The 21,187-nt window shown below is 55.0% G+C and carries 17 protein-coding genes; 11 read left to right on the top strand and 6 right to left on the bottom strand.

Translation table 11 applies throughout. From position 1 onward, the window contains the following. The first annotated feature begins 37 nt into the window (after positions 1–37). Positions 38–355 carry a RebB family R body protein gene (locus tag Q1B13_RS25235; protein WP_299085484.1) on the top strand — a complete coding sequence of 106 codons (318 nt, stop codon included), beginning with the start codon at positions 38–40 and terminating at the stop codon, positions 353–355. Positions 356–448: 93 nt separating this feature from the next. Next, complete coding sequence (locus Q1B13_RS25230) at positions 449–778, top strand: RebB family R body protein (protein ID WP_299085482.1); 330 nt, start codon at positions 449–451, stop codon at positions 776–778. Positions 779–1,377: 599 nt separating this feature from the next. On the opposite strand, the gene Q1B13_RS25225 is transcribed toward Q1B13_RS25230, so the two are convergent. From Q1B13_RS25225 to Q1B13_RS25215, 3 genes are read right to left on the bottom strand one after another with little or no spacing between them, the layout of a single operon-like run. Then, complete coding sequence (locus Q1B13_RS25225; RefSeq protein ID WP_299085480.1) at positions 1,378–2,622, bottom strand: AAA family ATPase; 1,245 nt, start codon at positions 2,620–2,622, stop codon at positions 1,378–1,380. 1 nt (position 2,623) lies between these two features. Continuing rightward, on the bottom strand, positions 2,624–3,265 hold the full coding sequence (gene prfH, locus Q1B13_RS25220) for a peptide chain release factor H (protein WP_299085478.1): 642 nt from the start codon (positions 3,263–3,265) through the stop codon (positions 2,624–2,626). Continuing rightward, positions 3,262–4,395, bottom strand: coding sequence for an RNA ligase RtcB family protein (locus Q1B13_RS25215; RefSeq protein WP_299800738.1), 1,134 nt, complete (start codon positions 4,393–4,395; stop codon positions 3,262–3,264). Before Q1B13_RS25215 ends, prfH begins: the two co-directional genes overlap by 4 nt. A 787-nt stretch (positions 4,396–5,182) precedes the next feature. On the opposite strand from Q1B13_RS25215, the gene Q1B13_RS25210 reads away from it, so the two are divergent. From Q1B13_RS25210 to Q1B13_RS25200, 3 genes are all read left to right on the top strand, one after another. Further along, positions 5,183–5,581, top strand: a complete 399-nt coding sequence (locus Q1B13_RS25210) for a hypothetical protein (RefSeq protein WP_299800737.1) — start codon at positions 5,183–5,185, stop codon at positions 5,579–5,581. Between the two features lie 255 nt (positions 5,582–5,836). Next, positions 5,837–7,741, top strand: coding sequence for a TniQ family protein (locus Q1B13_RS25205; RefSeq protein ID WP_299800736.1), 1,905 nt, complete (start codon positions 5,837–5,839; stop codon positions 7,739–7,741). 1 nt (position 7,742) lies between these two features. After that, positions 7,743–8,717, top strand: a complete 975-nt coding sequence (locus Q1B13_RS25200; protein WP_299085473.1) for an AAA family ATPase — start codon at positions 7,743–7,745, stop codon at positions 8,715–8,717. A 628-nt stretch (positions 8,718–9,345) separates the two neighbouring features. On the opposite strand, the gene Q1B13_RS25195 is transcribed toward Q1B13_RS25200, so the two are convergent. The 3 genes from Q1B13_RS25195 to Q1B13_RS25185 form a co-directional block, all read right to left on the bottom strand. After that, entirely contained in the window at positions 9,346–11,208 is a 1,863-nt protein-coding gene (locus tag Q1B13_RS25195) for a multiheme c-type cytochrome (RefSeq protein WP_299085471.1), read from the bottom strand. 100 nt (positions 11,209–11,308) lie between these two features. Further along, positions 11,309–12,283: an HAD family hydrolase gene (locus tag Q1B13_RS25190; protein ID WP_299085469.1), complete on the bottom strand. Its 975-nt coding sequence runs from the start codon at positions 12,281–12,283 to the stop codon at positions 11,309–11,311. Positions 12,284–12,359: 76 nt separating this feature from the next. Then, a complete protein-coding gene (locus Q1B13_RS25185; RefSeq protein ID WP_299085503.1) occupies positions 12,360–13,892 on the bottom strand; it encodes an arylsulfatase in 1,533 nt (510 codons plus the stop codon). A gap of 318 nt (positions 13,893–14,210) precedes the next feature. Here Q1B13_RS25185 and Q1B13_RS25180 point away from each other — a divergent pair, with 318 nt between their 5' ends. The 6 genes from Q1B13_RS25180 to Q1B13_RS25155 are packed head-to-tail and all read left to right on the top strand — an operon-like array spanning position 14,211 to position 20,452. Continuing rightward, a complete protein-coding gene (locus tag Q1B13_RS25180; RefSeq protein ID WP_299085467.1) occupies positions 14,211–15,194 on the top strand; it encodes a MoxR family ATPase in 984 nt (327 codons plus the stop codon). Positions 15,195–15,225: 31 nt separating this feature from the next. After that, positions 15,226–16,170: a DUF58 domain-containing protein gene (locus Q1B13_RS25175; RefSeq protein WP_299085465.1), complete on the top strand. Its 945-nt coding sequence runs from the start codon at positions 15,226–15,228 to the stop codon at positions 16,168–16,170. Next, positions 16,167–16,643 carry a DUF4381 domain-containing protein gene (locus Q1B13_RS25170; protein WP_298937933.1) on the top strand — a complete coding sequence of 159 codons (477 nt, stop codon included), beginning with the start codon at positions 16,167–16,169 and terminating at the stop codon, positions 16,641–16,643. Before Q1B13_RS25175 ends, Q1B13_RS25170 begins: the two co-directional genes overlap by 4 nt. A 1-nt stretch (position 16,644) precedes the next feature. Beyond that, the gene (locus tag Q1B13_RS25165) at positions 16,645–17,625 is read left to right on the top strand and encodes a VWA domain-containing protein (protein WP_299085463.1); all 981 of its coding nucleotides are present in this window, start codon (positions 16,645–16,647) and stop codon (positions 17,623–17,625) included. Between the two features lie 44 nt (positions 17,626–17,669). Continuing rightward, entirely contained in the window at positions 17,670–19,142 is a 1,473-nt protein-coding gene (locus Q1B13_RS25160; RefSeq protein ID WP_299800732.1) for a VWA domain-containing protein, read from the top strand. Continuing rightward, positions 19,139–20,452: a hypothetical protein gene (locus Q1B13_RS25155; protein ID WP_299085459.1), complete on the top strand. Its 1,314-nt coding sequence runs from the start codon at positions 19,139–19,141 to the stop codon at positions 20,450–20,452. The genes Q1B13_RS25160 and Q1B13_RS25155 overlap by 4 nt, the downstream gene beginning before the upstream one ends. The last annotated feature ends 735 nt before the right edge of the window (positions 20,453–21,187 follow it).

Genomic DNA, 21,187 nt, shown 5'->3' with positions numbered 1-21,187 from the left:
TCTAACCATATGACCCTAAACCAAAAAGGAGATTTCAATGACAACGGTAAACGCCCAGATCACAGATGCTGTGACACAGACAAATGTTCAGGTTGTTGCGGACGCTCCAGCAATGTCGCTCGGCAGTGTCTATCAGTCCATGGCACATTCAACCGGCATCCTCTTTGAGAACGCGGTGGCCGCGCAACAACAGCAAAACACGTTGACGCAAGCCGCAGCCAATCAGGGTGTCATGCAGATTTACAGCCTGGACACAACAGCAACCGCCGGAGCCAGCGAAAAGATTGGACAGGTCGGCACCGCCGACAATCTGAGCGGCCTGATGACTGTCCTGAACGCCTTTAGCAACCCCTGATAACCGGTGCAGGTTCGTGGCGCGGTCGGACACCCTGAACTTCTTTTTCCATCCGACCATTAGTGGAAAATCAGAATTTGCAAGGAGATCTCAATGACATATCCAACTTACGTGAATAACCAGATCACGGATGCAGTAACGCAGTCAAATGTGAAAGTTCTTGGTGAAGCCCCGGCCATGGCGCTAGGCACAGTATATCAGGCGATGGCACATTCAACCGGCATCTTGTTTGAAAACTCGGTCTCTGCGGCGCAGCAGCAGAACACGCTGAGTCAGGCTGCCGCGAACCAGGGTGTCATGCAGATTTACAGCCTGGACACAACAGCAACCGCTGGGGCCAGCGAAAAGATCGGCCAGACTGGTATAGCAGACAATCTGACTGGCCTGCTGACCGCCCTGCGCGCAACTTCGCAGAACCCTTAGAAGACAACGAGACTAGCCCGGATATGCTGGGCTAGTCAGTTCTTTCCCGGATGTCACACGGAAAGCGATGGTGCCTGAATGGGGATCGACGTGGCATTCGTCTCCTCATTTGGAGAACAGGTTAACTTCGGTTCTAGGACACTTCAGGGGAATAGGTCAGTTCAAGCTGTGCGACAGGGGGCCAAGACAGCATGCCGATTTAACCAACATGTTAGGCCCAACGAGAGAATGTTGAAGCTCCCAACGGAATTCTGTGACCATTATCTTTGCGACCCTCATTCCGACAAGGATACTTACGAATTTGACCCTACAACGATGGTCGCGCAGCTCGAACAAGCTGTACGTGGCAAACCGAATTATGAATTTGGAACATTCATAAATCATCAGATGATAGATTTGGATAGCCGCGTTGAATCCATAGCAACCATTGGCAGATCGGCACTGGAAACCCATCAGACCGAATTCGGCGAGATCATAAATCAAGCGGTCAACTTAAATAAACTGATCGAAGGGCTGCTTTTGTTCGTTCTCAGCGTTGATTGGGCGGGTGCGGCGAATGTCAGCTTCCCGCCCCCCTTTATCCGGACGCCCATGCTTACTCATTCGGCGGCTATGTCTTGTATGCGACCTTCTAGCCCCGACGCATGCGCAGCCGCCTTTGGGTCGGCGCTGTTGGCCAAAAGCCAACCCTGAATCTGGGCAGGGCTGTGTTTTTGATCTCTTAACCGCTGTTCGAATGTCTCTGCCAAGTCGCGTTCACCGGGGAAAAAGCGCTCAAACAGACGGCGGGCTGTTGCTGCACCCACCAATCCAAGCTCGGTATGCACATCGGCACGGCCCGGACGGATCAAGGCCGGGTCCAGCTTTTCCTTGTGATTGGTCGTCATGACCAACGCACGCCCCTCCTGAGCAGCCACCCCATCAATGGCATTGAGCAAGCCTGAGAAGCTGACGCCCGAGCGTTTCTCGCCACCTTCGCGCTGCGTAAACACGGCGTCCACATCCTCGATTGCGATCAGAGACCCCTTGGGGGCACACATCATCGCTTCGCGGAGGTCATCATCCGTCAGCGTGACGCGCCCGATATCCAGCGACGCGATATCCAATGACAGGTCTGACGCCAGCGCGCGAATGAGGCTCGACTTGCCTGTGCCCGGAGGGCCGTAAAACAGATACCCCCGCCGCCAGGGAACACCACGTTCCGCGTACCAGTCGCTGGCTTCATAGAACCAACACATGTCCTCCAGCACCTTCTCTATACGGTCGTCATCCACCAGCACCGTGTTGATGGAACGGCGCGGGACATCGCCGACATGATCCCACCAATCCCCCTTCAGAATATGAAGGCCAGGGCCGATGCGGTCCCTGGTTTGGGAAAGCGTACGTCCCTCAGCGATCCACCCCAGTATCGTCTCGACCTTCCCGAACAGGACGGTGACATTCAGCACCTCCATGGGCCGCTGATTGTGAGCGGTTCCGACCTTTGACTTTTCATTGATATCGCGTTCCAGTCGGCAGAGCTTTCCACGCCAGAAAAACCAGTGTCGACCCGGAGCAGGCGCATAGCCCTTGGTGCCTCGGGCCCATTTGCCATCCGTCATACGCACATGCCGGGAGCGCGAAAGAATGTCGTTCTGCTCCATCCAGATACAGAAATGACGATAGGCTGCGCTCCGATTGTCGAGCGTCAGGCTGGCCCAGACACGCCGAACAACCGCGCGGTACATGGCCATGAACGCGACGCGCAGAAAGGCTGCCGCGACGCCGAATGCCCCGAGCGCCAAGCCGCCCGTGAAAAAATCGCTGGTCAGGGCGCTGGTCAGGAATTGATCGAATGCGCCCATCTTAGCCCCCCTTCACTTCGCGAAAATCGCGGCCCTTGAAGCACCGGACCGGATTGCCGCGTTCAAGCGCGTGGTGCAGCTCGTTGCAGCTCGCCTTTCGTGCGGCTTCATCCGCTGCGGCTTGGGCGGCCATCAGATGCTGCAGGCGTTCCAATGCCAGTGATTTGTTGCGATGCTGCGAACGCTCTTCGCGCGCCACCGCCGAAAGCCCCGTTGGCCTGTGCGTTGCCCGCACCGCGCTATCGGTCGTGTTCTGGTGCTGCCCGCCAGGTCCGCCGGCGCGGAAGGTTCCGAACGAAACATCGAGCGCATGAACGCGTTCAGGTGTTTGCACCGGTGCAGGCAGATCGAACACCCCAATGAACCAGTTGGCCCGTTTATGCGTCGGACGCAGATTGCTTTGCGCCCGCCACTGGATCGTACCGCACCAGTTTTTGGCGAAGACCTCTGCATCGGCGCCGCTGATCAGAACTACAGCGGATTTATAGCCATGCTTTGTACGCACTCCATTGGTGTCGAAGTCCACGGCGAGGAGCTCGGCCTCGGTACGCATAACATCCAGTACGCTTGCTACGGCTTGCTGGCATTCGGCAGGACCGCTGCCACTGGTGACCAAGAGAGAGATATGTCGGGATGCAGTCATGACCGCCTCCCGTCACGCGTTTTCTTGAAGGTCAGGAGCGGATGGAACTCCGCAATGCAATGTGCAGCACCTGTGCGTTCCAGATCTTCGGCAACAGACTTGGCGGATTTGTACGCCAAGGGCGCCTCTTCAATCAGAAGGTCGCGATCTTCGCACAGAATACGTCCGCCAAGGGATGTGCGCTGCATGGCCTCAATGTCGGATTTCTTGGCCCGTACTCGACCATGCATCGAGGATCGGTCGTAGCGTCGCCCCGCTCCATGAGCTAGGCTGCCTAGTGCGTCGTCATGACCGGTCGGAGCCATCAAGTAGCTTGCACTTGCCCGCGACCCGGCAAGCGGAACAAATTCTTGCTCGGCGACTGCCGCACCTTTGCGGTGCAGCCAGCCATCACCATGTCGCGCAAGCAAGTTATGCGGGGCGTCCGAAATCGATGCCAGGTCCGCCCGCAGCGCCTCTGCTGCCCGTTCTGCAATGGTCTGGCGGTTCAGACTAGCCCAACGAACGGCCCGGTCATGATCATGCCGGTAAGCCAATGCGATGTCATTCTCGGGATCAAGGCCCGCGAAAGCACCATCCGGTACGGAGCCAAGAACCGCATTGCCAAATCCGCGCGAGCCGGAATGTACCAGCAGATGCAGGTGCGATGCATCGAGGCGGGTGCCGTCATCTGCCCCGGCCAAGGTCTGCACCTCGCAGAAATGATTGCCACCACCAACCGTACCGAGCGATGTGGCAAACAGATCGGTCGGCAGGCCAGCATCCTCCAGTCGCCAGCGCTGATCTTCAGATGCAGGTTCGCCAAGATCACGCATCCGGCGCAGCGCTTTCTCTAGCTTCAGCTTTCGCACAGGCAGGTCAAGCTGGAACAGAGACATGCCACATCCGATGTCGTTGCCGATCAACTGCGGAAAAATCCGGTCCGCCAGAACCGCACAGCCAACCGGCCCATATTTGCCCGGATGCAGATCAGGAAACGCCGCGATCTTTTGCACGCCGGTCCAGCCGGCGATTTCTTCGAGTTGCGCTTCAGCCCGCCCTTCGATCCAGGCCGCAGATGTATAGAATTTCGTGATGACGCCGTAGCTGGACACAGCTGACGCGCGACCATCCAAGACAGAATTGCCCATGTGATAGTACCCAATAAACGTATGTAGATGCGCCAGCGACGAGCCGACGAACTGGATCAAACCTGATCTGATTTCAGCTTAGGTGTTGATCGGCCCCGAAAGGGCGAAATGACGAATATGCATGTATGTCCCTTTCCTGTTTGGGGTTACGATTTGGGTCCAACGGACCAATTGGAGACCTTCAATTAGTTGGGGTTGACGTCTTAATCAAAAGGTTTGAGCCCAGCTCGATCATCATGTGACCAAACTGCAACACGCCTGTATCTCAAAAATCACTCCCGCTGGTGTGTTCTGCAGTCACGAAAAAACGATATCCTCCAATAGTATCAGGCAAATTCCCACCCAACCCAAAGAGGTTCTCTAGTTCAAATGACATGAAGCTCTAAAAGGGGATTGCGAGATCATTTTAGTAAATGGTTATGCAGTTCCAGTGCTATCGACAGCGTTGAAATGTAACCCGGCGGCTATTTTTCAGCGTACCCCGAATGCACCTGGCAAAAAACCGCTTATCCGTCTGGCGAAGGTTCTTCTGTGTCTAGGCCGCGAATTTCATCCCCAATGAAGGCCGCGGTCGGTGGGATAACTAGTGTGACCCGATCTTGGTGGAGAAAATACCGAAATGCCGGTGGCCAAAGGGCCATTAGCTTTCAGTTCAATGTTAAACAACTGATCTCTCATCATTTTTAAAACTACGGCGCGAAAACCACTTAAGAAGCTGAAAGTTAAGGTTAGTTTCTACTTTTTACATTTTGGAATTGAAGGGGTGTAGAGCTTTTTTGCCCAAGCAATGCAGAATATCGACAACCAACAACGTGCCGCTCTCTCTCAGTTCAGAAGTCGGGTGAAATCGAACCATAACCCACTTCTTGACCCAATAGAATCGCGGCTGATAAGCCGAATCTGTAAGCAAATATTTTTTACAGGCTTTGGAGAAATGTCGAACCCAAATCCCTATGTCGCCAACTTTCGAGCGCTTTTAGCTCTAACCAATTCGTCAGTTGGCAAATTCAGCGAGGAGATTGGGCGGCATCAAAGTTCTGTTCAGAATGTGTTGTTGGGCGTTCGCAGGAGCCGCTTTATCGAAGAGGAAATCAGTAAGCGTCTGGGAGTGAGCCGCGAGCTAGCGTTTCCCGTTGGCAGCGCCAAGACTATTCAATTCGAGCAAGGAGGAACAGTCATGACGTAGATCTAGTAAAATAAAACCCCACGAAAGCTGGCACTTTCGCAGGGTCTTTTTTCACAGCATTGGATGCCGCTTTGTCAAAACTGTCATCCCGTGTTTCAGCGAAAAAGTCAAGACTTGCCCGCAGCAATAATTGCCTTCGGTTGGGTTCACTCGTCCTCACGCAACCAGTGCTGAGAGCCGCTGTTGCAAAGGAGCTGTGTATACCACCGCACGCTTCAACCACCGAATGATTGTGGGTGCTTCGCGACATCATCAATGGAATATCAGATGGCCCAGGCAACATCCTTTTCACAGAACTTCACGCCCGTCGGCGAGCACGGCAGCAACGTCTCGGAGCGTTGTATTGAACAGCAAAAAAACACTGGCAAGCAAAGGCTCCCTATCACACCAAAACTGGGTGAAAGGGAGACGATCATGTCATATGTTTCAATACTTGCTCTTGAAAACGGGGCACCATCGTCACTCGAGCTATGCAACGATTTCCGGCTGCATTGGAAAGGCATTTGTGGTGGTAAAGACGCTGATCTCGCAAACATTTCTGCCCTTTCCGGTGTGCCGATTGCCCTGCTTCGCCATGCGTCGCCGGTGCTAACCGAGACACGTCAGTTCCTGATCGCCAACCAATTAATTTCTTTCAAGTCTCTCAACAAATTAGTGACCCGCGTTTGTCCGAGATGCCTTATCGAAGACGGAGAATCCGGACACCCAATTGGTCGAGTGGAGTGGTTGGCCTCCAGTTTCCGATCCTGTCCAAAACACAAAGCGCCAATTGTTGCGCTGCCTGATGCGGTGAGGCCCCGATGCGATTTTGATTTTCAGTTCCGACTTCAAGATCACTGGTCAGAGATAGAAAAAAACGCGCAGTCTCAAGTGACGACGGGTGCTAGCAACGACTTTGAAGCATATATTCAAGATAGGCTTTCTGGCCAATTGGGCAGGAGGTGGATCGACCAAATCGAACTCGGCGTTGTCATCGATGTCGCTCAGAAACTTGGGATCGTTTTGGTCTACGGGCAAACGGCCAGACACGATGGGCTTTCAGTGGAAGAGCTTTCGAATGCAGCTGAGGCTGGTTTCAATGTCCTATCCCGAGGTCGCAAGGCACTGCAGTCAGCACTGCTACAAATCAGGCAAAAATCTACTTGCTTAAAGCCGGGCTTTTACACGGATTTTGGACATTTCGCCCGATGGATTACTCGGGTCGACTATCAACACGACAGATATGCATCTGTAGTAGGTGAAATCACAGATTTTGCCTTCAACACCTATCCATATGGAAAGGGCGAAATCCTGCTTGCACGGGTTTGTCCAAGGCGCAAAATTCACAGCCTAGCATCGGCTGCCCATATGCACGGTCTCAAACTTACACGCGCAAACCGTCTGGCTCGGGTCGTCGTAGCACCTCACGCAAAACCTAACGCTCAGGTAACCTTTGAAACTGATCGCTATGACCCGATCTTTGAGGAGTTTGCGCAATGCGTATCTGGGCGGGCGCTCGCGAAAGCACTTGGCATTGGGACATCTGTGATTTTTCGTCTGACGAATGCGAAATTAATCCAGCCCCGGTCCAAGTTTGACACGATGGCGCCCGTTTACCACCCCAATGACATAGCTGAGTTTCTCGGAAAATTCCGGCAACATGCGCGACCCCGACCAACGATTCCTCCAGGCTTCTGCACACTGAACGTCGCGAGCAATCGAGCAAAGGTGAATTTCGAAGGGGTCCTCGAACTCGCGATATCCGGAAAAATTAGATCCCTGACACATAGCGAGAAGCATCCCAAATTATGGGATTTCTTTGCTGACTATGAAGAAATCCTTGATCTTCTTGAGGGCGAGCCGATTGCAGGTTTTACGTCAACACAAGTGCAAAGATTCCTTCGTATTAACTCGTCAACAATGAGCGTTCTGTTACGTGAGGGGACTCTCAGTAGCGATCGGGTCAAGCACCATCGAACGCGTAAAACTATGTCGCTTCTGCAGACCCATGATGTGGTCGATTTTTTGGAGCGCTTTGCAACATTAGGCATGATGGCGAACCAAGTTGGTACGCAAGCGATTCATGTAATCCGCAAGCTGGAGATGGATTCAAACCCGCTGCGAAAACCAGTTCGTCAGCCGAACCCGAGTTGGACAAACCAGACACCAATGGAAAACTGACATGAGCTTCGTAAAACATCAGCAAGTTGATTTGCAGAAAAATCTCCTGCTGGCTCATTACAAGTTTCCACGATCACAGCACCTACGCGAGGCTTTTGAGTGGATGGTGACTGACTATTACGCCAAAGCATCTTTGGAAGAGCCATTTGAAGCACGCGGCATATTGCTAACCGGACCCACACGGATCGGAAAATCAACGGAGGCACGCAAGCTGCTTGCTGAGCTCAATGATGGTTCAACATTGATGCCCGATGGCAGGCCAGTCAATTTTACGTCCGTAACACTTGATGGTCATGTTACCTGGAGAGATTTGGGAATTCATACTCTACGCACAGGCCTCAGTTACAAAATGGAACGCCGAAGGCGGTTGAGCCAGCGAGACTATTGGGACAAGGTTCTGTTTCAGGCCAAAGCCCAAGGTGTAGTCGGGATCCACTACGACGAATGCCAACACATCTTCAGTAAGAAGGGTCCTGAAGCTCGGGCTATGATCTTGGACAGTTTCAAATCCATGCTGAAACAGCCAGATTGGCCGTTCATGCTGTTGTTATCTGGCATTGGAGAACTCGCCGAACGCATTCAGGAAGAAGAACAGTTGGCGCATCTTCTCCGACCTGTCACGTTTCGAGAAATCGATGTGCACCAAGTCGGCGACCTGAATGAGCTGAACAGTCTATGCCATGCTTATGCTGAGAGAGCCGGGTATGACTTTGCCAATTTAAGCTCTGTCGATTTTTACCGTCGCCTCGGACTCGCATGCGGGTTCAGTTGGGGGCTGGTAGTTGAACTCATGATCGCGGTACTGATCAATGCAGGCTCTGTTGGAGCAAAGACTCTGTCCCCAGAATTGTTCTGCGGAGCTTTCACCACGCGGCTTGAACTCGCACCTGGATTTTCGCCCTTCACGGTGGACGACTACGAAGAACTGTTTCTCGCTAACAAAATCTTGGATCTGTGGAATAAGTCAAAAAGCTGACTGTTCGCAGAAACTCATCGAAGATCCAACGCCCGCGCTCAGCGGGCTTTTTTAGTTTCTCGCGTCGCATTCTGCATGTTTATAGGTAAGATCTGCAAACTTATGCTCCAATTGCTCCGTAAGATCATCTTTTACTATGATATTCAAATGGTTATGATGTGTGCATTCGCAAGACTTCGAAAATCTGCACTCTTATGGTCCACTAACACAATGATATGACAAATGACACCTTATCGTTCCTTTGCGACAGGTTTTTTCCTTTCAATGGATTGCTTACAGCGGTGCGTTCCCTTCTTAGTTTAGCAAATCACCGCCGGACTGACCGTCCTTACGTCAGACCCCGTTATGATCGTGCTTGCTTCGCCGAAGCAGCATGTTACTGGCTTGTGCAGCGCTATTGGTTGATTGGGTGACGCTAGAACAATGGAGTAGACAGTCGTTGCCGCAAACTTCCACGTTGGAAGGCCAAAACAACATGCGCCTCCACGTTCGAGCCGAAAATAGGACATGATATGTGGCGTTGTTTTCTTCACAACCAGCAAGAGTTCAGTATGCGCGAGTTAAGGTCTCAAGTGATCCGAACATTGCCTTCGGTGTCGAGTCTGAGAACTCATACACCCCTTGGCTGTCATTGCAGATCCGAAGCGATCGCGGAAAGCGAAGGATCATCAGGATTAACCGAAAGCGCACGGTCCAGTACCAGCCTTCCTGCATTCGACCCGCCTGTTGCGGTCGCCAAACGCACCCGCATCACCCAGGCGTCAACATTTTGCGGGTCGAGGATCGTCACTTCTTCAAAAGCTTTTTGAGCGGCAGATATGTTGCGCATTTTAAGTGCTATCCCGCCAAGAACCAGATGAGTTTCTGGATAGTCTGCGCGGTTGATCAACGAGTTTCTCCATTCTGACAATGCATGTTGCAAACGCCCTTGTTCGTGACGGTACAATTGCGATCCCCTTGCAGACAACATTGCCCGCGCAGCTGCGGTCCTGACGGTCCGGAACGGATCCTCCAACAAAGGCAGCATCTTGGAAATCTCGTCTTGATCTGCATCGGTCAGCAAACCCACTGCACTGGCGCGCACCAACGGATCGGAATCATCCAACTGCGTAACCGCTAAGTCTCTCACCTCCTGTCCCGCATTCTGCTGCAACAACCACAAAGCCGTTGCACGTATGATTGCAGGCTGGGCAGTGTCGCGCACCAACTGGGCAAGATCATCACTAGCCGTGCCCGGATCGGCGCGCGCCGTCTCCAATACCTGCCCGAAATGTGCACCACGTTTTACGCTTTGCGGATACCAAGCCTCTAAGGTCTGCGCGGCCCATTCGGGCGTTCGATCCGTATGGCAATCGGTGCAGGTATCCGGAGCCCCTGTCTCAGACGCGAGATCGGGCCGTGGGATGCGAAACCCGTGATCTCGGCGCCCGTCAACGCCCATGTAAATCTGCTCTGGCATATGGCAGCTTTTGCACTCTGCGCCTTCCGAGTCCATAGGATGAAAATGGTGGGCCGGATCGTCATAGAGCGTGAGTGTTAAGCCAGGAAACTCTTCCCGCACTTCTGGCGAGTGACACTGGGTACACACATCGTTCGACTCGGCGATGAGCGTTGCAGAGTGCGCCTCATGGCAATTGGTACAACTTACTCCGCTGGCATACATTTTTGATTGCAAAAAAGAGCCGTAGACATAGACCTCGTCCAGTATTTGGCCGTCCGAATAATAAAGACCAGGCCGCAGCAGTGCGAGGTTGTAATTGTCGTGATACGGCGTTCCCGGCAGCGGATTGCCATCTCCGAACGCCTCACGACGAGAATGGCACGTGGCGCATTGCTGGATCGTCGCTTCGGCGCCCTCGTTGAATTCCATAGTCAGTCCGAACACGTTCAACTGCCCGCTGTCGTTTACAAACTCGCGCCCTTCGGCCCAGTTCAGATGGGCTGCGCCAGGACCATGGCAGGCTTCGCAACCAACACCGATTTCGGCTTGGGTTGATACGTAAGTACGCGTGTTCGGGTCATAGTTCTTCTCAAACCCGGTGGCATGACATTCCGCGCATCGGGCGTTCCAGTTTTTGTAAGGGCCGGTCCAATGCAATCCGTCATCCGGGGGCAGATCCTGATCTGGATAGAGGTGATACCAGCGCTCCTTTTCCGCATCCCAGACCACGTCAAAGCTCTGCAGCCGACTTGGTTCGGTTTCGAACAGGTATTGCTGAAGGGGGGCGATGCCCACAACAGAATGCACCGGGTACTCGGTAGTAACCCCATCTTTTTCTGTAACGGCTGCTCGGTATTGATCCCCATCGATGCTGAACTGGACACTCATGCCATCGTGGCGAAAGGATGTTCCATCGAAATCAGCAATCACTGTGTCCGGCGACGGCTCTGTCCAGGCAAGCGCGTGGTGTGAGCCGCTCCACGCAGAGGCGGCATCGACATGGCACTCGGTGCAAGCCGATGAGCCGACATATGCAGGTTCTTGCGCCAATGACGCGACCGGTGGAAACAGACAAGATACTCCGGCGATGGCTGCACATCTGATCAGGGGCACTGATAAACGAAAGACTATATTGAGGTCCTTCCCCGGGCTATTGCGCGCCAGTGTAGATGCGCGACCAGTCCTTGGCCATATCAACAATGAGCCAGCCCAGATTCGGACCGTTTTCAAGCCCGTCGCACAGCCGACCGATATGGCTGTCACAGGCATAGGCCACCTCGCGCTCACCATCCGTGTGATGGACAATCAAACCAAACCGGGGGCCTTCTCCCGCCGTGGTCCATTCAATCATCGCATAATCGCCGTCAGAGTTTCCACCAGCAATGATTGGCCGTTTTCCGATGATCCGGTCAATATTGATCGGCTTACCTTCCTTATCGTCGACAAAACCAATTGCGGGCTGTTTGATGATGGTAGGAACGCTGTCGATCACCTCATAGCTGGTTTCGGTATAGGTGCCAATGACTTGTTCGGTGGGGATGCCATAGGCCGCCTCTGCAAAGACGCGCATGAAATGAATCCCACCGCCAGAGACGATATATGTCTTGAACCCTTCGTCACGCAAATAACGCAGCAACTCCACCATCGGCTGGTAGGTCATCTGGTCATACCGCAGACCCGTGACGGGGTGAGTTGCGGTGGCAACCCAGTCGTTCACACTTGCCTGAAAATCGTCTACGCTCAGACCACTATGGGTCGCCCCCAGAACTTCGATCACGGCCTCTTCCCCGGCCTCAGCCAGAGCCTTATAGTCGCCTGCAGCAGCAGCCTTGAGCGCATCAGACGTAACCATTCCGGGGTCACCCTGCGCCATCTTCTGAAACGCTTCAATCGCATAGATCAGCTGGAAATACACCGGCTGCTCACTCCAGAGCGTGCCGTCATTGTCAAAGACGGCGATGCGGTCGGACGGGGTAACATAGTCACGGGACAAGGGATCAGTGACGCTTTCAACAAACGAGATGATCCGCGCCTTGCTGTGTGTTTCATTCCAGGACGGCAAAGGGTCTGCGAATGCCAAGGAAGAGATGAGCGATAGCGAAAGGATTAATAAGCATCTGAGCATAAACTAGCACCTTCCCAGAGTCAGAGAAGACGGACCGCCGCAAATCGGGCGGCCCGGATCGATTCCGCAATCAGGATCAGTCGCCCACGGGCGCGATCATCTTTTCCATCACCTGTTCCAGATTGAAGCTGGCAGCTTTCTGGCGCGGCGGGAATTCCTGAAATGTTGCTAGGAAATTGCCCACATACTGCTGCGCTGGCACCAGGAAATAGGCCCTGTTAAGCAACCAGTCATAATATGTGTTCGAGGTCCGGTAGGCGCGCTCATAAGGGTCGCGGCGCAGGTTGATGATCAACGGGATGCGCAGCTCCGTCCAAGGTTCCATCCAGGCGCGCAGGGTGCCCCAAGCCTTCTGCTCAAGGAAAATCAGCTTCCAGTCGTCATACCGCAGCGCCGTCAGGTCGCCGTCATCCGAGAAATAGAAAATCTCATTACGCGGTCCCGCTTCCACTTCGCCCTTGAAATAGGGCAGGAAGTTATAACCATCCAGATGCACCTTGTATTCACGTCCGATGGCCTGAACGCCGCCCTGAATCAACTCCTCCTTGATGTTGTCACGGCCCGCAGCGGCCAGATAGGTCGGCAACCAGTCCATATGGTGCATGATCTCGTTCGAGACCGAGCCAGGCTCGATCAGGCCGGGCCAGCGCACCATCGAGGGCACCCGCCAGCCACCTTCCCAGTTGGTGTTCTTTTCACCCCAGAACGGAGTCATTGCGGCATCCGGCCAGGTGTTCATATGCGGGCCATTGTCAGTCGAATAGTGCACGATGGTGTTGTCGGCGATGCCCAACTCGTCCAGCAGGTCCAGCAATTGGCCGACATGCATGTCATGTTCCAACATCCCGTCGGTATATTCGTCGTTGCCCGGGTTGCGCCGGTCATCAGCCACATGGGTGCGGAAGTGCATCCGTGTGCCATTCCACCAGACATAGAAGGGTTGGCCCTGCTCGTGCGAGCGTTTGATAAAGTCGATGGCAGCGGCGACGGTTTCGTCATCCACTGTTTCCATACGTTTTTTGGTTAGCGGGCCAGTATCTTCGATCGTGCCATCGGCCTTGGACTTGATCACTCCACGTGGGCCATAGGCCTCGCGGAAGGTGCGGCCATCGGCCAGAACCTGATTGCTGGGATAGTCTTCGTTCTCTGGCTCTTCCTCGGCGTTCAGATGGTAGAGATTGCCAAAAAACTCATCGAAACCATGGTTGGACGGCAGATGCTCATCCTTGTCGCCCAGATGGTTCTTGCCGAACTGACCGGTAACATAGCCTTCGGCCTTGAGCAGCCCCGCGATTGTCGGGTCTTCGTCTTGCATCCCTAGATCAGCGCCCGGCAGGCCTACCTTGGACAAACCGGTCCGAAACACCGACTGCCCCATGATGTACGAAGACCGTCCAGCCGTGCAGGATTGCTCGCCATAATAGTCGGTAAAGATCATGCCATCATCAGCGATTCGATCGATATTGGGCGTGCGATATCCCATCAGACCCATCGTGTAGGCCGAGATGTTGGATTGCCCGACATCGTCACCCCAGATCACAAGAATATTAGGCTTTTGCTCCTGTGCGATTGCGGGAACGGCCAGAAAGACCGCGCAAGTTAGCTTCATTAGCGGGCGTATAATGCGCCGAGGCTCAAAGGCAGCAAGCATGTTTTCAAACCTTTTTTGGAGTAATTGAGAATGAGCTCAGCCTACACGGAAATTTGAGTCGTTGTGTTAAAAATTGATTTATGGGTCAGCGCAACTTAGTCTGAGCCTCAAGCAAAGCGCGACTCCGGTCTCGACTTGGATGCGTTTCAAAGCTGATTGAAATCAACATTGTAACCGCAGGAGTATGCTGCGCCATTTTCCCGCGAGGATTGAACAGAGATGCACGCTTGCTCACTCTAGGTGTAAAAACAATTTGGGCAATGACGGAGTAATCCTATGTCCGCATATGATCAGATCATCGAGCTCAAGACCCGTATGGGTCAGTCCATTATTGGTCAGACCGAGGTGGTCGAACGCTTGCTGATCGGCTTGCTGGCGAATGGCAACCTGCTGATCGAAGGGCTGCCGGGGCTTGCCAAGACACGAGCCGTCAAGGCAATGGCAAAAAATCTAGACGCGCAGTTCAGCCGTATCCAGTTCACGCCCGATCTGCTGCCTTCGGATGTCACTGGAACAGAGGTTTACGTTCAGGGTGGCGGTATCACTGAATTCCGGTTTGAGCCGGGACCGATCTTTGCCAATATCGTGCTGGCAGATGAGATCAACCGCGCGCCGGCCAAAGTGCAAGCTGCGCTGCTGGAGGCTATGGAGGAACGCCAGGTCACTGTGTCAGGCACGACGCATAAGATGGAACCCCTGTTTATCGTCATGGCCACACAGAACCCCATTGAACAGGAAGGCACCTATCCCCTGCCTGAGGCACAGATGGACCGGTTCCTGATGCATGTGAACATCCTCTATCCCCCGGTCGAGGATGAGGTCAAAGTAATCCGCCTGGTCAGGGATGAGGAACGGTTCGCCAGTCAGCCAAAGAAATCCGACGCAACCAAGCCCGCCCCTATTTTGCAACAGGCCGTCTTTGATGCCCGCACAGAGATTTCTGGCATTCACGTCGCGGAAGCAATGGAACGTTACTTTGCCGATCTGGTCTATGCCACACGAACCCCCGCAGCCCTCAGCGACGAATTGGCGAGCTGGATCGAGGTCGGTGCCAGCCCGCGCGCCTCAATCGCGTTGGACAAATGCAGCCGGGCTCATGCATGGTTAGCCGGGCGCGACTATGTCGATCCGCTCGACGCTCGGGCGATTGCCCATGACGTGTTCCGCCACCGCATAACGTTGAGCTACGAGGCGCAGGGCGCTGGCCTTTCGCAAGATGAGGTTACCGACGAGATCATCAAACTGGTTGCCCTGCCATGACGGCAGGCCCTTGGCCAAGGATGCTATGCCAATGATGAAGAAGATAGCGATTGCAGAACCCGGGCATGATCACCGTGTCTATGTCAACCTGCACCAGTTGGTCGTACTCAGACGGCGTGCGTCGCGACTGACCTTCTTGCCTCGACAACCGGCGAATTCGGTTCTGAACGGCCGCCATGCTTCGAAACTGCGCGGTCGGGGGCTGAATTTCGAAGAACTGCGCGCCTATCTGCCTGGCGATGACATCCGCACGCTGGATTGGAGAGTAACGGCGCGCACTGGAACGCCTCATGTCCGGGTCTACACCGAAGAACGCGACCGCCCTACGCTGCTGCTGGTAGACCAACGCATGTCGATGTTTTTTGGTAGCCAAGTTTACATGAAATCAGTCATTGCCGCCGAGGCCGCCGCCATCGCTGCGCATTTGCTATTGGCGCAGGGCGATCGCGTCGGCGGGTTGGTGTTCTCGGACGACGCCATCTCAGAACACCGGCCCGTGCGCTCGGCCGTGGCCGTGCACCGGATGCTGGCGTCGATCGCCGACGCCAACGGTCGGTTGTCAGCCCGGGGTCAGGCCACCCGGCCTGACCTGTTCAACCAGATGCTGCGCTCCGCCGCCCGGATTGCCAAGACAAACTATCTGGTACTGATCTTCTCCGATTTCGACGGTGTTGATGCCGCGTCCGAGCCACTGATCCGCAGGCTCGCCCGGCATAACGACCTGCTGCTGTTCAACATTGCCGACCCGATGGCCGGGCGCATTCCGGCAAATGCACACCTTGCCATATCGGATGGCGCCCTGCAGGCCGAGATCGACACCTCTTCTGCCGAGACTCACAAACAGATAGAAACCTTTGCTCAGGATCGACTGGCGCATATCCGCGGCTGGGCACAGAAATACCAACAACCCTTCCTGCCGCTGTCGACGCAGTTCCCTGCGCTGGATCAAATCTCACATCTGTTGGGGGTGTCATGAACCCGGATCTGCAAGGCCTCAACCTTGTCGAGCTGATCGACCTCTTGGAGCCCGCGCCGGAACCTGCGCCAATCTCGATGATGCCGCAAACTGTTGGGTGGGTCTGGCTTGGGCTGGCACTTGCGCTGCTGGTCGGATGGCTGATCAGAAGAGCCATACAACACCGCCAAGCCAACGCCTATCGCCGTGCAGCCTTGGGCGCGCTGGCCAAAGCAGAGGATGATCCGGCTTGTATCGCCGATATCCTCCGCCGCACTGCATTGAGCGGATTTCCACGCGGCGAGGTTGCAGGACTGACCGGCAAGGATTGGCTGCACTTTCTCGATCAGACTATGGGAGATGACCGGTTCTCGAATGGCCCTGGACGCATTGTCCCGCAGGCCCCCTATCGCCCGGCCCCGGCATCTCCAGAGCTAACCCGCTTGGCGCACGACTGGATCGTGACGCACAAACAGCCAAAGCAAGAGGTCTGAAGTGATCACCTTGGTGTATCCCTGGCTCTTGCTCCTTCTGCCGTTGCCCTGGCTGGTGTGGCAGTTCCTACCGCCGCACCGCGAGGAGGTCACGGCAATCCGAACCCCCTTTTTCCGACAGCTGACAGAGGCAGCGCGTGCCACACCGCAGGCGGGTGCGACAGTGCTGCACCGGAGCAGAATTCAGATCATCACTGCACTATTGGTCTGGACAATGATCGTGATCGGTCTGGCAAACCCTCAACGGCTAGGCGATCCTATAGAAATCGAAAAATCCGCCCGCGACGTTGTGCTTGCCGTTGACATCTCAGGCTCCATGGGCCAGCGGGATTTCATTGGTGAAAGTGGGCAAAGGGTGCAGCGTTTGGACGCTGTCCGCGATGTACTCGGGACCTTTATCACCGAGCGCGACGGTGATCGAATGGCCCTGATCGTCTTTGGTACGCGGGCCTTTGTGCAGGCCCCTTTCACAGAAGATCTGCAAAGCTTGGAGGAATTCCTTGATCAGGCGCAAGTGGGTATGGCCGGGCCGAACACAGCTATCGGAGATGCCATCGGCCTGGCGATCCGTATGTTTGACAGCAACGATGTCGAGAACCGCCTGATCATCTTGCTAAGCGATGGTGCAGACACCAACAGCCGGGTTTCTCCGGTCAACGCCGCCGAGATCGCCGCTGACAAGGGCGTTGTCATTCAGACCATCGGCGTCGGCGACCCTGAGGGGACAGGCGAAGATCGGGTAGATCTGACAGCATTGGAGGATATCGCTGACCGCACCGGTGGCGCATTCTTTTATGCCAATGACAGCTCCGCTTTGTCGCAAGTCTATGGGCAGATCGACGCCATGGCCCCGCGGATCGTCGAAGAAGCCAGTTATCGCCCGACCTTTTCGCTCGTTTGGGTTGCCAGTCTGCTCGCCGCCTTGCTTGGCATAGCAACGCTTGTTGCTCTGCTCGCTTCACGGACTTGGAGGCGGGCCTGACCAATTTTCTTGATGCCTTCCACTTCCTTCGCCCTGTCTGGTTGATGCTTTTGCCCTGTATTGGGCTGCTTTGGTACATTGCAAGGCGTCGTCCCAGGAAGGAAAGACATGACGCCCGGCATTTCGCCCCGCATCTGGCGGCGGCGCTGCAGGTCGGTTCAAACACCCAGCGGCGTATTCAACCAGTTGACAGCGTCATGCTCTGTCTCAGTCTGCTGGCACTCTCGGCAGCTGGTCCTTCATGGAGCCGTATCCCCAACCCGCTGATCGCGGAAACCGCTCCACTCGTGGTGGCGCTCAAGGTGACACCTTCGATGGAGAACACCGATCTGGCGCCCTCTCGGCTGGATCGCGCAAGGTTCAAAATCCTTGACTTGATCGCCACGCGGGCTGGCGGGCGCACAGCGCTTGTGGCCTATGCAGGCACCGCGCATCGGGTCGCACCACTAACCGAAGACCCAAATATACTGCGCCCGCTATTGCAAGGGTTGAACCCCAAGGTGATGCCGGTTGAAGGGGATGATGCCGCTGCCGCACTGGAATTGGCGCGCGAAATTCTGAAGGTCGCAGAAACGCCCGGCGCGATCCTCTTTGTGCTGGATGATCTAGATCCGGCGACGGTTGCCGCGCTCACGAAGGACGACCCCGAACAACCACCGGTGGCGATGTTGGTCGCTGTGCCTTCCGGGAAAATCCCTGCCCAGATTAAGGGGCTCACAGGCGTTTCGGCTGTTGAATTAACCGCCGATAACCGTGACATCACGCAGATCGAACGGCAACTAACCTCGGTGCAACAAGCCGCGCAGCTTAACGATGAGCGTCTTGATTGGGATGATCGCGGCTGGTTGCTCTTGTGGCCTGCGGCATTCATTGCGCTGCTGTGGTTCCGCCGGGGCTGGACCATGCGTTGGGGCGCCGCCCTCGTTGTTGTCACCACGCTTCAGATGCCGGGCAGTGCACATGCTGAAGGATGGGAAGACTGGTTTCTGACGCCTGATCAACAAGGACAGATTGCCTTTCGAAACAAAGAGTTCGTACGAGCCGCCGACTTGTTTTCTGCCCCGATGTGGAAAGCTCACACATTGTTGCGCGCCGGCCGGTACGAAGAGGCCGCAGAAGTATTTGCCGGGTTGAGCAGTGCCGAGGCAGCCTTCTCCGAAGGTCTTGCACGGATCGGCAACCGTGAATACCGCGCCGGTGCGCGGGCATTTGAAACCGCGCTAAATCGCCAGCCTGACTTTCCCGCCGCGGCCAAAAACGCCGAGATCGCCTGGGCCATTGTCGAACAGGTCGAAACGACTCGCGAGCAATCCGACACTGGCGAAGAAAGTGGCATCGGGGCAGACGACATGACATTCGACAACGAAGCTCAACGCGGTGTGACCTCACAAGTCGATGCACCTATGGACGAGGCAACGGCGCCGTCTCCCGACCAATGGATCGACAGCATCGACACCGAGATGGGGGATTTCCTGCGCAGTCGGTTCCTCTACGACAATAGCGAGAAGGGCACATGATCCGCACTCTGATCGCGATATCGTTCCTGTGCATTGGTGCCAGCATCGCCACCGCACAAGACCCGCGCGTTACGGCCGATTTGGAAAGCGACAGCACAATCGTCGGTCAGCCGCTGATGCTGGGCATTTCGATACTTGTGCCGACATGGATGCCGGAACCGCCGGTCTTTCCGGCTGTCGAACTTCCGTCACTTCTGGTCCGCCAGCCCGAGCGTTCCTCGGGGCCAATCAGCGAAAATATCGATGGTGAAACCTGGTCGGGGGTGCGCCGCAGCTATCGCCTCTACCCGCTCACGGGCGGCAGCTATACTTTACCGACGGGCGACGTAACGATAACCTATGTCAACCCAAACACAAGTGAGCCTGTGACATTCGCTGCATCTCTTCCTGAACTGACCTTCGTCGCCACCATCCCAGAAGGGGCATTTGGGCTGGATCCGCTGATCATCGCCAGGCGGTTCGAACTTCAACAACAGATTGACGGAGATTCCAGCCTAGATGTCGGCGGAGCCATGACGAGGACTATTACAGCAAATATCACCGGCACCTCTCCAATTATGATCCCTCGCCTAACTCCTACATCTGACGGAGAAAGCCTGCGTGCCTATCCAAAGGACCCCCAAATCGACGAGAAAGTGGACCGCGGTCAGATGCTAGGGACGCGCACCGAAACAACTGCTTATGTTGCCCAAAACGAAGGGACCGCCGCATTGCCGGGATTGTCGCTCGATTGGTTCAACATCGAGACTGGGCAGCTGGTAACCGCGACAGTTCCCGCTATTGATGTGTCCATTCACAGCGCAGTTTCTGGCAGTGGAGACGAGTCAAAAACATGGCACTTGTCCAAAGTGTTTTGGCTTGTGCTGAGTCTGGGCGCGCTCACTGCAATAGCGATCTGGGCGTTTCCAGCGCGAGTAACATCGTTGCTGGCGGTCTTGAAAGCTCGCGCTTTCCAAACAGAATGGTACGCCGCGCATAAGTTTAGCAAAGCCATCTCACGCCGTGATCTGACGGCTGTGACGACTGCGTTTTCCGAGTGGAAGAAACACTATCCCGACGTACCAGAACAAAGCTTCTCGGTGCTGCTCAACGGGATGACCTTAATCGGCAAGGCTCGGTTTGGGGCGAAGGCCGACGAGACCACCACGAACTGGCGCGCGTTACGCTCAGGGTTCTCGACCACGCGCCGCCGTTTGTGGAGCAAATACAGCCCCTCGCGCCGCGGCCCACAACTACGCAACCTAAATCCGATGTGGTCCGGTAGTTCGACCCGATCTCCAATCACAGCAGCCTTCACGGAGGCGGACTAACGCGAAGAGAGTCAGTCCAGCCATAGCCACACAAGGCATTCGGATCACGGGGATCTTATCAACGATCCGGCAAGCCGCCGTTCGCCGAAACGTTCCTGAAAGTTAGCAGCGCGGGCATTGCTGCCGTTCGTTGCACCATGCAGGGAGTTCCACTTCATGCGGAGCCCGGACGGGACGTGCTTCAGGTGGTTTGATATCCGGTCGTTTCCGATGGAGCCGCCGTTGGTATTGGCGAGAAGACACTTTTAACTATTGCAGGCACAGCCTGCTCCCTTCCGGCAAATGTAGTTTCGGCTGATGCAACTATCCCCACAAGCCTTGCCTTTACGAGAGATTTTGCAGCAAGCCGCGTCTACTACATCGGCTTTGCTTTGCTCATTCATAAGGTTCCAAAACAACGCTGTTGGGACGGCTGGCGGAGTTCTGTTCGCAGTTACAGTTCCGGGTTCGATAGGTGGCAAGTTTCCATAGCCAGAGAAAACATCTGATCCTTTCTGATATCCCGGAAAGAAATCGAACCCAATTCGTTTCGCGCGCGACCAAATTGGCTAAGAACCGAATTGACACTTCACACGTCCAAAATTCACCACATTTTCATCTTCGGCGTACCACAATGGGCCACTTACTTTGCCTTGAATCCAAAATGGTTGGTTACACCTAACGAAGGTAAGGATGTCAGCAATGAAAATTAGTCGTCGTTTTTTCGTCACTGGAGCATCTGGACTCGCTATGACG

Source organism: uncultured Ruegeria sp., assembly GCF_947489545.1.
Classification (GTDB): Bacteria; Pseudomonadota; Alphaproteobacteria; order Rhodobacterales; family Rhodobacteraceae; genus Ruegeria.
The sequence above is the reverse complement of the archived record's forward strand: the minus strand, read 5'-3'. Positions and strand labels throughout refer to the sequence as shown.

Bases quoted from the DNA above. Each gene is read 5' to 3' on its own strand.
- prfH (WP_299085478.1), bottom strand. From the start codon at position 3,265: ATGACTGCATCCCGACATATCTCTCTCTTGGTCACCAGTGGCAGCGGT.
- Q1B13_RS25185 (WP_299085503.1), bottom strand. From the start codon at position 13,892: ATGAAGCTAACTTGCGCGGTCTTTCTGGCCGTTCCCGCAATCGCACAG.
- Q1B13_RS25205 (WP_299800736.1), top strand. From the start codon at position 5,837: ATGGAATATCAGATGGCCCAGGCAACATCCTTTTCACAGAACTTCACG.
- Q1B13_RS25200 (WP_299085473.1), top strand. From the start codon at position 7,743: ATGAGCTTCGTAAAACATCAGCAAGTTGATTTGCAGAAAAATCTCCTG.
- Q1B13_RS25175 (WP_299085465.1), top strand. From the start codon at position 15,226: ATGATGAAGAAGATAGCGATTGCAGAACCCGGGCATGATCACCGTGTC.
- Q1B13_RS25210 (WP_299800737.1), top strand. From the start codon at position 5,183: ATGCAGAATATCGACAACCAACAACGTGCCGCTCTCTCTCAGTTCAGA.
- Q1B13_RS25215 (WP_299800738.1), bottom strand. From the start codon at position 4,395: ATGGGCAATTCTGTCTTGGATGGTCGCGCGTCAGCTGTGTCCAGCTAC.
- Q1B13_RS25170 (WP_298937933.1), top strand. From the start codon at position 16,167: ATGAACCCGGATCTGCAAGGCCTCAACCTTGTCGAGCTGATCGACCTC.
- Q1B13_RS25190 (WP_299085469.1), bottom strand. From the start codon at position 12,283: ATGCTCAGATGCTTATTAATCCTTTCGCTATCGCTCATCTCTTCCTTG.
- Q1B13_RS25225 (WP_299085480.1), bottom strand. From the start codon at position 2,622: ATGGGCGCATTCGATCAATTCCTGACCAGCGCCCTGACCAGCGATTTT.
- Q1B13_RS25160 (WP_299800732.1), top strand. From the start codon at position 17,670: ATGCTTTTGCCCTGTATTGGGCTGCTTTGGTACATTGCAAGGCGTCGT.
- Q1B13_RS25155 (WP_299085459.1), top strand. From the start codon at position 19,139: ATGATCCGCACTCTGATCGCGATATCGTTCCTGTGCATTGGTGCCAGC.
- Q1B13_RS25180 (WP_299085467.1), top strand. From the start codon at position 14,211: ATGTCCGCATATGATCAGATCATCGAGCTCAAGACCCGTATGGGTCAG.
- Q1B13_RS25230 (WP_299085482.1), top strand. From the start codon at position 449: ATGACATATCCAACTTACGTGAATAACCAGATCACGGATGCAGTAACG.
- Q1B13_RS25235 (WP_299085484.1), top strand. From the start codon at position 38: ATGACAACGGTAAACGCCCAGATCACAGATGCTGTGACACAGACAAAT.